The sequence below is a fragment of the Bordetella sp. H567 genome (genome assembly GCF_001704295.1).
GTDB lineage: Bacteria > Pseudomonadota > Gammaproteobacteria > Burkholderiales > Burkholderiaceae_B > Bordetella_C.
Genome location: NZ_CP012334.1, coordinates 5024309 through 5036530, shown reverse-complemented (window position 1 = coordinate 5036530; position 12222 = coordinate 5024309). Strand labels below are relative to the sequence as shown.

Below are 12222 nucleotides of genomic sequence, written 5' to 3'. Positions count from 1 at the left end.
ATTATCGTCAAGACGATGTTGATCACGCAGCGCGGCCGCGGTCCCCGGACAGGAGCACGATGAGCGTCAAGACGGCCCTGCGGGTCATCGAGATCATCGAGGTCTACGCGCGGGAAAAGCGGCCGCTGGCGCTGTCCGAACTGGCACGCCTGCTGCAGGTCCCGGTCTCCAGCTGCCTGGCGCTGATCCGCACCCTGGCCGAACTGGGCTATCTGTACGAGGTGGGCCGCCGCAACGGCTACTACCCCACCAGCCGGTTGCTGGCCATGGCGCAGCAGATCGCCCGCAACGATCCCGTGCGCGACCGCGTGTATCCCAGCCTGCTGGAGCTGCGCGAGGCCACGCAGGAAACCGTGGTGTTCGCCAAGCTGACGCCGGATTACCGGGTCGTATACCTGGAAGTGCTGGACTCCCCGCACACCATCCGCTACGCGCCCGTGGCCGGCGAATTCCGCGAACTGCATGCCAATTCGCTGGGCAAGGCGCTGCTGTCCACGCTACCCGCGGAAAAGCGCGGCGAGTTGCTGCGGCGCGGTGCCCTGACCCGCTACAACGACCGGACGATGGTGGCGCCCGAAGCCGTGGAGGCCGACATTGCCGCATCGCGCCAGCGCGGCTGGTTTCGCAACCTGGGAGAGTCGCTGGCCGAGGTCGGCGCCATCGCCTGGCCGCTGGCGCTGGGCGGCGAACACTATGCGATCTCGGTGGGCGCTCCCGTGTATCGCATCGAACCCAACCAGGACGCCTACGCCCGCATCCTGCGCGCCGCCTGCGCCGCCCTGGAACAGAACGCGCAGTAGGACCTCAACGCGCCGTTGCCACGCAAGCCGGCGGCATGAAACAGATGCCCCGTATCGAGGACGCCGCGGATCCGGCTTTGCCGGTCCGCCGGCGTCGCCCCCTTTGAGGGGGAAGCGCGCAGCGCTTGGGGGTGGGCCTTCCCTCCGGTCCGCCAGCGTCGCCCCCCTGGGGGGGAAGCGCGTAGCGCTTCGGGGGTGGGCCCCCTCAATAGGATTTCGGCAGCCCCAGGACCTTTTCGGCGATGAAGCACAGGATCAACTGCGGGCTGACGGGGGCGATGCGCGGGATATAGCTTTCGCGCAGCAGGCGCTCCACGTGGTATTCCTTGGCATAGCCCATGCCGCCCAGCGTCATCACGGCGGTCTGGCAGGCGTTGTGCCCGGCCTCGGCCGCCAGGTATTTCGCCGAGTTGGCGTAAGGCGCGCAGGGCTGTCCGGCGTCGTACAGGGACGCTGCCTTGAACACCATCAGGTCGGCGGCTTCCAGCTGCATCCAGGCCTGGGCCAAGGGGTGCTGCACGCCCTGGTTCTGCCCGATGGGGCGGCCGAAGACCGTGCGTTCGCCGGCGTAGCGGACGGCGCGCGCGAGCGCGGCGCGGCCGATGCCCACGGCTTCGGCGGCGATCAGGATGCGTTCCGGGTTCAGGCCGTGCAGGATGTATTCGAAGCCGCGGCCTTCTTCGCCGATGCGGTCGGTCACCGGAATGCGCAGTCCGTCGATGAACAGCATGTTCGAATCGACCGCCTTGCGGCCCATCTTGTCGATCTCGCGCACTTCCACGCGTTCGCGATCCAGGTCCGTGTAGAACAGGGAGAGTCCGTGCGTGGGCTTGTCCACCTCGGCCAGCGGCGTGGTGCGCGCCAGCAGCAGCATCTTGTCGGCCACCTGCGCCGTCGAAATCCAGATCTTGCGGCCATGAACCACATAGTGGTCGCCTTCGCGCACGGCGCGTGTCGTCAGCCGGGTGGTATCCAGGCCGGCATCGGGTTCCGTCACGGCGAAACAGGCCTTGTGCTTGCCGGCGATCAGGTCGGGCAGCCAGCGCGCGCGCTGCGCCGCGTCGCCGAACACCACCACCGGGTTCAAGCCGAAGATATTCATATGAACGGCGGAGGCGCCGGCGAAACCCGCGCCGGACGCCGCGATGGTCTGCATCATCAGCGCGGCTTCGGTCATGCCCAGGCCGGCGCCGCCGTATTCCGGCGGCATGGCGATTCCCAGCCAGCCGTCGCGCGCCAGGTCGGCATGCAGGTCGTGCGGAAAACCGCCTTCGCGGTCGCGTTCCAGCCAATAGTCGTCCGGGTAGCGGGCGCAGATCTGATCCACCGCGTCGCGGATGGCGATTTGTTCAGGGGTGAAGGCGAAATCCATCAACGTTTCCCATCGTAAGTGGCCTGGGCGTCCAGCAGCGCCTGGATGGCCGGTTCGGCGTAGCCTGCTTCGCGCAGGACTTCGATACTGTGTTCGCCCAACCGCGGCGCGGGGCGGCGCAGCGCGGTGGGCGTGCCGTCGAAGCGGCCCAGGGGCGCCGGCGTGCGCAGGCGGCCTTCCGTCGGGTGCTCCACGGTACGGACGAAACCGGTAGCCCGCAGATGCGGATCGGCGACCAGGTCTTCGATTCCGTACAGGCGCGAGGCGGGGATATCGGCGGCGGCCAGCAGGCGCAGCCAGTCTTCCGTATCGCGCGTCAGCATGACCTGGGCGACGTAGGCGTAGACCTCGCCGATGTGTTCCGCGCGCGCGGTATGCGTGGCGAAGCGCGGGTCCGCCGCCATGCCGGGCTGGCCGATCGCCTGAAAGAAATTGCGCCAGTGCTTGTCGTTGTAGATCAACAGGCAGACGTGGCCGTCGCGCGTGGCGTAGGGCTTGCGGTGCGGCGCCAGCAGCCGTGCGTAGCCGGTTTCCCCCAGCGGGGGATCGAAGGTCCAGCCGCCCAGGTGATCGCCCAGCACCATGTGGGCCATGCCTTCGAACATGGGGACCTCCAGGCTTTGTCCCTGGCCGGTGGCGCGCGCGTGCAGCACCGCCGCCAGCAGCGCGATGGCCACGTGCAGGCCGACGGCGCGGTCGGCCAGTGTCAGTGGCGCATAGCGCGGTTCGTCCTGGCTTTGCCGGCGGAACAGGTCGGCGATGCCGGTCTGCCCCTGGATCAGGTCGTCGTACGCGGGACGGCCCGCATAGGGGCCGCCTTCCGCATACCCGTAGGCGCCGGCGTACACGATGCCCGGTCGCTGAGCCGCGAACGCGGCGTAGTCCAATCCCAGCCGCGCCATGGCTTGCGGCCGGATGTTGTACAGCACGGCATCGCAATCGCGCGCCAGCGCCAGGCAGGCATCGCGGGCCGCCGGTTGCTTCAGGTCCAGCACGATGGAGCGCTTGTTGCGATTCAGGTGCAGGTACAGATGCCCCATGCCGGGGTTGCGCATCGGCCCGACCGCGCGCATGTTGTCGCCCGCTGGCGATTCCACCTTGACGACGTCCGCGCCCAGGTCGGCCAGCACCTGGGTGGCATAGGGGCCCATCACCACGGCGGTCAGGTCCAGGATGCGCACCCCCGCCAGCGGCCCGCCCCCGGCCCCCGCGCCCGCTGCATCGTCTTGTGTCATTGCTGGTCTATCCCCGCGTCCTTGATCAGCTTGCCCCACAGCTGCAACTGCTGCGCGACGAAGGCGGCGAAGTCGTCCGGCGTGCCGCTGAAGGCATCGAAGCCCAGGCCGGCCAGCTGCTTGCGCACCTGCGGCTCCGCGACGATCTTGTTGATGGCGGTGTTCAGCGTATGCACCACGTCGGGCGGCATGCCGGCCGGTCCAAAGTAGCCGTTCCAGGAATTGATATCGAAGTCGCTGATGCCGGCGTCCTCCATCGACGGGATATCCGGCACCACGGCGCTGCGGGCGGCGGTGGATACGGCCAGCGCCCGCATTTTTCCGGACTGCACGAAGGGCAGGCCCGAGGCGACGTCGGTGAACATCATGTCTACCTGCCCGCCGACCACGTCCGTGATGGCCTGGGGCGTGCCTTTGTAGGGAATATGCACGATATCGATACCGGCGCGGCGCGCCAGGGTGGCGCCGGCCACGATGCCCGTGCTGTTGCCGCTGGCATAGGTGAGCTTGCCGGGGTGGGCCTTGGCGTAGGCGACCAGCTCCTGCACCGTCTTGACGGGCAGCTTGGGATTGACCACCAGGATGAACGGCAGGTTGCCGCCCCGCGCGATCGGCGTGAAGTCCTTCACCGGGTCGTAGGGGATGTTCTTCATCAGGAAGGGCGCGGCCGAATGGGACGTATTGGTGGTGACGAAAAGCGTATATCCGTCGGGCTTGGCGCGCGCCACGTAGGAAGCCGCGATGGTGGCGTTGCCGCCCGGCTTGTTCTCCACCACGACCTGGCCGTTCAGCAGGCGGCCCAGCTCCGCGGCAAAGATGCGGCCCACCGCATCGGTGCCGGAGCCGGCCGGGAAGGGCACGACCAGTGTGATGGGCCGGTCCGGGTACGCGGCGCGTGCCGCCTGGGGCGCCGCCAGCAGCGCCGCCAGGCCGAAGGCGGCGGCCGCCGTGGCAGCCAGGCGGCCGATAAAGCGAAAGCGAATCATGGGGTTGTCTCCGTATGTTGGTTTTTTGGGTGGGCGCCGCTTGCGCAGGGCCTGCATCGCGGCCGGCACGGTGGCAGGGATGCCCCGTCGGACTTCAGCGGACGACGCGATCCGGGTTTTCTTCGTAGGGCGGGGTGTAGATCACCAGCAGGCGGGCAGGCTCGTCGCTGGTGACGGTGAAGACGTGCGGGATGTCGGGCGGGAAATAGCAGCAGTCGCCGGCCTGCATGTCGGCGGCGACGCCGTCGACCTCGGCGCGGGCGGTGCCGGACAGCAGGTAGCACACCTGCTCGATGCCGGGATGGGCGTGCGGCAGGGCGCCCTTGCCTTTTTCGATGACGCCCAGGATCACCTCGACGTTGCGCGCGCCCACGTTTTCCCGCCCGATCAGCCGGCGGTTGGTGGTGCCCAGGTGGTTCGCGGGGTGATAGCCGGGTACGCCGGCCTCGCGCACCAGCCAGGCGGGGGTAGAGAGAGGCATCCTTGTCTCCGATTTCTGCACTGTGAATGTATTTTCACAACCATGAAAAGTAGAGTCAAGGACGAATTGCGGCTGGGGAGGCGTGCGGGACGCTCCCCCAGGGCAGGCGTGTGCGGATATCAGCGACGTTCCTGCAGCCGCGGATGGATGAAATCCAGGAAGGCGCGCGTCTTGGCGGGTATGGTCCGCGAGGGCAGCAAGGCGAACAGGGGCAGGGGGGTGAGGCTCCAGTCTGGCAGCACCCGCACCAGGCCCAGGCCGGCAATGGGGTTCTCCATGGCATGGAACATCGGCAAGGGCACGATACCCATGCCGCGCGCCGCCAGCCGCGCCAGCATGCCGATGTTATTGGCCACCAGGCGGCCAAACACGGCCACCCGCTCCACGCGTTCCCCGGAATGCAGCATCCAGTAGGACGACGTGCCGTCCGCGGAAGGAAAGCGCAGGCAGTCATGGTGGCTGAGGTCGGCCGGCGTCAGCGGCTGGCCGTGCTGGGCCAGGTATTCATGGGACGCGAACAGCTGGTGGTCCATCAGCATCAACTGCCGCGAGACCAGGCTGGAATCCGGTTGCTGGCCGGCGCGCAGCACCAGGTCGAAGGGATTGCTGATGGGATCCGGCGGTCGCCCGCTCAGGTCGAACTCGCATTCGATGTCCGGGTATTGCTCCGTGAACTCGCGCATGACGACGGGCAGCACCAGGTGGGCCAGGCTGGCGAACATGGAAACGCGCAGCCGGCCGCGCGGCAGCGCCGCCATATCCTGCAGCTGCTCGTGGGCGACGCGGGCTTCCTCGATGATGTGGCGGCAGCGCTCGAAATACAGCGCGCCCGCCTCGGTCAGGTCGATGCGGCGCGTCGTGCGGGTCAGCAGCTGCAGGCCGACGCGGCGCTCCAGTTCGGAGACCCGCTTGGATAGGGTGGCCGACGGCATGCCCAGCGCTTCGGCCGCATGGCTGAAGTTCTTGCGCTTGGCGACTTCGACAAACAATGCGATGTCATTGAGCTGGATGTCCATCCGGCGCGTCCCGCTGGTATGCCCGCGATTGGCGGTCGATCAGAGTATGAGTTTATAGGCCGGGTTTTCGGTCTCGTTCCAGCACGGATACCCCAGTTCGGCGATGAAGTCCTTGAATTGCTTCTTGTCCGATGGCGGTACCTGGATGCCGACCAGGATGCGGCCGTAGTCCGCGCCCTGGTTGCGGTAATGGAACAGGCTGATGTTCCAGCTCGGATTCATGGCGCTCAGGAAGCGCATCAGCGCGCCGGGACGCTCGGGGAACTCGAAACGGTACAGCAGCTCGTCGTGCGCCAGGGCCGAACGGCCCCCCACCATGTGCCGCAGGTGGGTCTTGGCCATTTCGTCGTGCGTCAGGTCCAGCGTATCGAAACCGTGGCGGCGGAAGCTGTTGGCCAGCTTTTCCGGTTCGGACGGAGACGACACCTGTACGCCGACGAAGACGTGGGCGCGCACGGCGTCCGAGATGCGGTAGTTGAACTCCGTGACGCTGCGGTTGCCCACCAGTTCGCAGAACTTGCGAAAGCTGCCGCGCTGTTCGGGCATGGAGACCACGAACACCGCCTCGCGCATTTCGCCGACCTCGGCGCGTTCGGCGACGAAGCGCAGGCGGTCGAAGTTCATGTTGGCGCCGCAGGCAATCGCCACGACGGTCTTGTTCTTCCATTTCTGCTGCGCCAGATATTGCTTGGCGCCGGCCACCGCCATGGCGCCGGCCGGCTCCAGCACGCTGCGCGTATCCTGGAATACGTCCTTGATCGCCGCGCAGATGGCGTCCGTATCGACGACCACGAAGTCGTCCACATATTTGCGCACCAGCTTGAAGGTCTCCGCGCCCACCTGCTTGACCGCCGTGCCGTCGGAAAAAAGCCCGACGTCGTTCAGCACCACGCGGCGGCCGGCGCGCACGCTGCGCAGCATGGCGTCGGAGTCCTCCGTCTGCACGCCGATGATCTTCACTTCCGGGCGCAGCTGCTTGATATAGGCGGCCACGCCGGAGATCAGCCCGCCGCCGCCGATGGCGACGAAAACCGCATCGAGCGTGCCGGGATGCTGGCGCAGGATTTCCATGCCCACCGTGCCCTGGCCGGCGATCACGTCCGGATCGTCGAAGGGGTGGACGAAGGTGAGCTTCTGCTTGTGCTCCAGTTCCTTGGCGTGCGTATAGGCGTCGGAGAAGCTTTCGCCCGCCAGCACGACTTCGCCGCCCAGCCGCCGCACGGCGTCGACCTTGACCGCCGGGGTGGTGGTGGGCATCACGATGACGGCGCGGCAGCCCAACCTGCGGGCCGACAGCGCGACGCCCTGGGCGTGGTTGCCGGCCGATGCGGCGATCACGCCGCGCGACAGCGCCGCGGGCGCCATGTTGGCCATTTTGTTGTACGCGCCGCGCAGCTTGAAGCTGAAGACCGGCTGGGTGTCCTCCCGCTTGAGCAGCACCGTGTTCGAAATTCGCTGGGACAGCAGGGTGGCGGGTTCCAGCGGCGACTCGACGGCAACGTCGTAGACTTTCGAAGTGAGGATGCGTTTCAGGTAGTCGGTGGACATGGACTGCAAGGCGCGGGTTGGAGAGCGTCGGGCAGATTACCACAGCGTTCCGGCTACACTGCGTGGCATGGAAGCCGCCCTGTCGTCCGCTGTGAATTGGCTGCTGGCCGCGTTGGCGCTGCCCAAGGTCGGCCTGAGCGCCATTTTCATCATCTGCCTGGTTTCCGCGACCCTGCTGCCCCTGGGTTCGGAGCCCGCCGTGTTCGGCTACGTCAAGCTGATGCCCGATATGTTCTGGCCGGCCGTGCTGGTCGCCACGGCGGGCAATACGGTGGGCGGGGCCATCAGCTACGCCATGGGGTGGGGCGCCTGGCGCGCCGCCGAGCGCTGGAAGGAAAAACACCCGCATCGCGCCCACGAGGCCCGCACGCACGACCAGGGCCGCTGGCACCGCAAGGCGCACGACTGGCTGCACCGTGTGGGCCCGCCGGCGCTGCTGTTGTCCTGGGTGCCGGCCGTGGGCGACCCGCTGTGCGCCGTCGCCGGATGGCTGCGCCTGGCATTCTGGCCTTGCGTTATCTATATGGCGATCGGTAAATTCCTGCGCTACCTGGCCATGACCGGCGGCCTGGTGTGGATGTTCCCGCACGCCTGAGCGCATGCGCGTCGCCGTCGCGCGGCAAGCTTCAGCTGCGCGTCAGCCGGCATGGACGCCATGCCGCCCTGGGGTTTTTCCGGGGCGGCCCCTTCCCTTGGCTTAAAATGATTTTTTAAGGGCCACCCTTCAGCTTCCATGAACGCCCCCATCGCCAGCCAGCTATTGAACGCGGCAGTTCCGCCGGCACCGGGCACCCGCCTGCGTGAGATCCCCTACAACTACACCTCGTTTTCCGATCGCGAAGTGGTCGGCCGTCTGTTGGGCGAGGACGCCTGGCAGTTGCTGGCCGATCTGCGCGCCGAACGCCGCACGGGCCGCTCCGCCCGCATGTTGTACGAGGTCCTGGGCGACATCTGGGTGGTGCGCCGCAACCCGTATCTGCAGGACGACCTGCTGGACAACCCCAAGCGCCGCCGCCTGCTGGTCGAGGCCTTGCACCACCGCCTGGGGGAAATCGACAAGCGCCGCGAACCCGGCCGCATCGATTTCCAGGAAGGCCGGGATCTGTACCGCGACGAAAAGGTGCTGCAGCTGATCGACCGCGCGCGCGCCGCGGTGGCCAGCTTCGAGGCCCAGTTCGACCAGACCGCGCAGTTGCGCCGGCAGACGCAAAAGGTGCTGGGGCGCGTCACCGTGCGCGACAACATCAAGTTCGACGGCCTGTCGCGCGTGTCGCATGTCACGGACGCCACCGACTGGCGCGTCGAGTACCCCTTCGTCGTCCTGACGCCGGACAGCGAGGAAGAGATCGCCGCGCTGGTGCGCGGCTGCTTCGAACTCGGTCTGACCATCATCCCGCGCGGGGGCGGCACCGGCTACACCGGCGGCGCGATCCCGCTGACCTGGAAATCGGCCGTTATCAACACCGAGAAATTCGAAACGCTGGGCAAGGTCGAACTGACCGAACTGCCCGGCGTCGCGGATCCGGTGGCCACGGTCTTCACCGGCGCCGGCGTCGTCACCAAGCGCGTCGCCGATGCGGCTGCGGAGGCCGGCTATGTGTTCGCCGTGGACCCGACCTCCGCCGAAGCGTCCTGTGTCGGTGGCAACATCGCCATGAACGCGGGCGGCAAGAAGGCCGTCCTGTGGGGCACCGCGCTGGATAACCTGGCCTGGTGGCGCATGGTGGATCCGGAAGGCAACTGGCTGGAAGTCACCCGTCTGGAGCACAACCGCGGCAAGATCCATGACGTGGACGTCGCGCGCTTCGAACTCAAATGGTCCGACGGCCGCGGCAAGCCCGGCGAAACGCCGCTGCGCAGCGAAATCCTGGAAATCGAAGGCCGCCGCTTCCGCAAGGAAGGCCTGGGCAAGGACGTCACGGACAAATTCCTCGCCGGCCTGCCGGGCGTGCAGAAGGAAGGCTGCGACGGCCTGATCACGTCCGCGCGCTGGGTCCTGCACCGCATGCCGGCGCACACGCGCACGGTGTGCATGGAGTTCTTCGGCCAGGCACGCGATGCGATCCCGTCGATCATCGACGTCAAGCACTACCTGGATACCGACGGCAAGGAGCGCGGTGCCATCCTGGCCGGACTGGAGCACCTGGACGAACGCTATCTGCGCGCGGTCGGCTACGCCACCAAGAGCAAGCGCGGCCAATTGCCCAAGATGGTCCTGATCGGCGACATCGTCGGTGACAACGAATCCGCCGTGGCCGCGGCCGCCAGCGAAGTCGTCCGCCTGGCCAATACGCGCCACGGCGAAGGCTTCGTGGCCGTCAGCGCGGAAGCCCGCAAGAAGTTCTGGGCCGACCGCTCGCGCACCGCCGCCATCGCGCGCCACACCAACGCCTTCAAGATCAACGAAGACGTGGTGATTCCGCTGGGCCGCATGGGCGAATACACAGACCATATCGAACGCATCAACATCGAGCTGTCCACGCGCAACAAGCTGCGCCTGCTCGATGAACTGGAAGCCTTCTTGGAACAGCCCCTGCCGCTGGGCAAGGCGGAAGACGCCGAGGACGCGGAAATCCGCGCGGAAGTCCTGGCCGAGCGCACGCGCCAGGCGCACGAACTGATCGCCATGACGCGGGCCCGCTGGCAGTATCTGCTGAACCAGCTGGACAAACCCCTGACCCAGGCGCTGCCGGACCTGGCCGGCCTGGGCATGGGCCATATGCAATCCACGCTGGCCGACCGCATCGCGGCGCAGCCGGACGCGCGCGTCTTCGACGTCGTGCAGGACCGCACCGTGCGCGTATCGTGGAAGACGGAAGTCCTGGCCCAGCTGCAAGGCATTTTTTCCGGTTCGGCCTGCCAGAAGGTCCTGGAAGAAATGCGCGCCATCCACGCGCGCGTGCTCAAGAGCCGCGTCTTCGTCGCCCTGCACATGCACGCCGGCGACGGCAACGTGCATACGAATATTCCCGTCAACTCCGACGACTACGGCATGCTGCGCGAGGCCAATGAAGCCGTCGCGCGCATTATGCAGATTGCCCGCGACCTGGACGGCGTCATCTCCGGCGAGCACGGCATCGGCCTGACCAAATACGAATTCCTGACGCAGGAAGAATTGCAGCCTTTCCAGGACTACAAGCGCCGCGTGGACCCGCATGACCGCTTCAATGCGGGCAAGCTGATGCCGGGCGCCGACCTGACGCATGCCTGGACGCCCAGCTTCAACCTGATGGGGCACGAATCGCTGATCATGCAGCAAAGCGATATCGGCGCCATCTCGTCGTCCATCAAGGACTGCCTGCGTTGCGGCAAGTGCAAGCCGGTGTGCGCCACCCATGTGCCGCGCGCGAATCTGCTCTATTCGCCACGCAACAAGATCCTGGCGACCTCGCTGCTGGTGGAAGCCTTCCTGTACGAAGAGCAGACCCGGCGCGGTGTCAGCCTGAAGCACTGGGAAGAATTCGAGGACGTGGCGGACCACTGCACCGTCTGCCACAAGTGCTACAACCCCTGTCCGGTGGACATCGACTTCGGCGATGTGTCGATGAACATGCGTGCGCTGTTGCGCCGCATGGGCCGCAAGTCCTTCAATCCCGGCACGGCGGCGGCGATGTTCTTCCTGAACGCCAAGGATCCCGCCACCATCAACGCCACGCGCAAGGCGATGGTGGGCGTCGGCTACAAGGTACAGCGCGCGGCCCACGACCTGCTGTCGGGCCTGGCGCGCAAGCAGACGCGCCATCCGCCGGCCACCGTGGGCAAGGCGCCGCTGCGCGAGCAGGTGGTGCACTTCATCAACAAGAAGATGCCCGGCGGCCTGCCCAAGCAGACGGCGCGCAAGCTGCTGGATATCGAGGACGCGAACTACGTTCCCATCATCCGCGACCCGCGCGCCACGTCGGCCGATACGGAAGCCGTCTTCTACTTCCCCGGCTGCGGCTCGGAACGCCTGTTCTCGCAGGTCGGCCTGGCCACGCAGGCCATGCTGTGGCATGCCGGCGTGCAGACCGTGCTGCCCCCCGGCTATCTGTGCTGCGGCTATCCCCAGCGCGGCAACGGCATGACCGACAAGGCCGAACAGATCATCACGGACAACCGGGTCCTGTTCCATCGCGTCGCCAACACGCTGAACTACCTGGACATCAAGACGGTGGTGGTCAGCTGCGGCACATGCTACGACCAGTTGGCCGGCTATGAGTTCGACAAGATCTTCCCCGGCTGCCGCCTGGTGGACATCCACGAATACCTGCTCGAGAAAGGCATCAAGCTGGACGGCGTGCAGGGCGTGCGCTACATGTATCACGACCCTTGCCACACCCCGATGAAGCTGCAGGACCCGATGAAAACCGTGAAGGCGCTGGTCGGCGACGGCACCATCAAGAGCGACCGGTGCTGCGGCGAATCCGGCACGCTGGCCGTCACGCGGCCCGATATCTCCACGCAGGTGCGCTTCCGCAAGGAAGAGGAATTGCGCAAGGGCAACGAAGCGGTGCGCGCGGACGGCTTCGACGGCGACGTGAAGGTGCTGACGTCCTGCCCGTCATGCCTGCAAGGCTTGTCGCGCTACAAGGGCGACACGGCGATGGATGCGGATTACATCGTGGTGGAGATGGCGCGCCATATCTTGGGCCCGGACTGGATGCAGGACTACGTCAAGCAGGCCAACGCCGGCGGCATAGAGCGGGTTCTCGTCTAGGGCTCGCTACGGTTAACAGAAACCGGCGTGATCGGATCAAAAATCGCGGCGCTCGCCGCGATTTTTGATATTTGACCAACCCTCAGTT

General features: G+C 66.7%; 9 protein-coding genes. 3 read left to right on the top strand and 6 right to left on the bottom strand.

The window, feature by feature from the left end; genetic code table 11:
• Positions 1–59 precede the first annotated feature (59 nt).
• Entirely contained in the window at positions 60–800 is a 741-nt protein-coding gene (locus AKI39_RS22535; protein ID WP_066641131.1) for an IclR family transcriptional regulator, read from the top strand.
• 205 nt (positions 801–1005) lie between these two features.
• Here AKI39_RS22535 and AKI39_RS22530 read toward each other — a convergent pair whose 3' ends face one another.
• The 6 genes from AKI39_RS22530 to ilvA form a co-directional block, all read right to left on the bottom strand.
• On the bottom strand, positions 1006–2172 hold the full coding sequence (locus AKI39_RS22530; protein ID WP_066641129.1) for an acyl-CoA dehydrogenase family protein: 1167 nt from the start codon (positions 2170–2172) through the stop codon (positions 1006–1008).
• Positions 2172–3407, bottom strand: a complete 1236-nt coding sequence (locus AKI39_RS22525; RefSeq protein ID WP_066641127.1) for a CaiB/BaiF CoA transferase family protein — start codon at positions 3405–3407, stop codon at positions 2172–2174. Before AKI39_RS22525 ends, AKI39_RS22530 begins: the two co-directional genes overlap by 1 nt.
• On the bottom strand, positions 3404–4393 hold the full coding sequence (locus tag AKI39_RS22520) for a Bug family tripartite tricarboxylate transporter substrate binding protein (protein WP_076879735.1): 990 nt from the start codon (positions 4391–4393) through the stop codon (positions 3404–3406). The genes AKI39_RS22525 and AKI39_RS22520 overlap by 4 nt, the downstream gene beginning before the upstream one ends.
• Positions 4394–4487: 94 nt before the next feature.
• A complete protein-coding gene (locus AKI39_RS22515; RefSeq protein ID WP_066641125.1) occupies positions 4488–4874 on the bottom strand; it encodes a cupin domain-containing protein in 387 nt (128 codons plus the stop codon).
• Between the two features lie 119 nt (positions 4875–4993).
• A complete protein-coding gene (locus AKI39_RS22510; RefSeq protein WP_066641124.1) occupies positions 4994–5890 on the bottom strand; it encodes a LysR family transcriptional regulator in 897 nt (298 codons plus the stop codon).
• Between the two features lie 39 nt (positions 5891–5929).
• Positions 5930–7438, bottom strand: a complete 1509-nt coding sequence (gene ilvA / locus AKI39_RS22505; protein ID WP_066641123.1) for a threonine ammonia-lyase, biosynthetic — start codon at positions 7436–7438, stop codon at positions 5930–5932.
• Between the two features lie 67 nt (positions 7439–7505).
• On the opposite strand from ilvA, the gene AKI39_RS22500 reads away from it, so the two are divergent.
• Both AKI39_RS22500 and AKI39_RS22495 read left to right on the top strand, forming a co-directional pair.
• A complete protein-coding gene (locus tag AKI39_RS22500) occupies positions 7506–8033 on the top strand; it encodes a YqaA family protein (RefSeq protein ID WP_066641122.1) in 528 nt (175 codons plus the stop codon).
• A gap of 138 nt (positions 8034–8171) precedes the next feature.
• Complete coding sequence (locus AKI39_RS22495; protein ID WP_066641120.1) at positions 8172–12134, top strand: DUF3683 domain-containing protein; 3963 nt, start codon at positions 8172–8174, stop codon at positions 12132–12134.
• Positions 12135–12222: the final 88 nt, after the last annotated feature.

Coding starts and splice junctions, on each gene's coding strand:
- AKI39_RS22535 (WP_066641131.1), top strand. CDS start 60: ATGAGCGTCAAGACGGCCCTGCGGGTCATCGAGATCATCGAGGTCTAC.
- AKI39_RS22530 (WP_066641129.1), bottom strand. CDS start 2,172: ATGGATTTCGCCTTCACCCCTGAACAAATCGCCATCCGCGACGCGGTG.
- AKI39_RS22525 (WP_066641127.1), bottom strand. CDS start 3,407: ATGACACAAGACGATGCAGCGGGCGCGGGGGCCGGGGGCGGGCCGCTG.
- AKI39_RS22520 (WP_076879735.1), bottom strand. CDS start 4,393: ATGATTCGCTTTCGCTTTATCGGCCGCCTGGCTGCCACGGCGGCCGCC.
- AKI39_RS22515 (WP_066641125.1), bottom strand. CDS start 4,874: ATGCCTCTCTCTACCCCCGCCTGGCTGGTGCGCGAGGCCGGCGTACCC.
- AKI39_RS22510 (WP_066641124.1), bottom strand. CDS start 5,890: ATGGACATCCAGCTCAATGACATCGCATTGTTTGTCGAAGTCGCCAAG.
- ilvA (WP_066641123.1), bottom strand. CDS start 7,438: ATGTCCACCGACTACCTGAAACGCATCCTCACTTCGAAAGTCTACGAC.
- AKI39_RS22500 (WP_066641122.1), top strand. CDS start 7,506: ATGGAAGCCGCCCTGTCGTCCGCTGTGAATTGGCTGCTGGCCGCGTTG.
- AKI39_RS22495 (WP_066641120.1), top strand. CDS start 8,172: ATGAACGCCCCCATCGCCAGCCAGCTATTGAACGCGGCAGTTCCGCCG.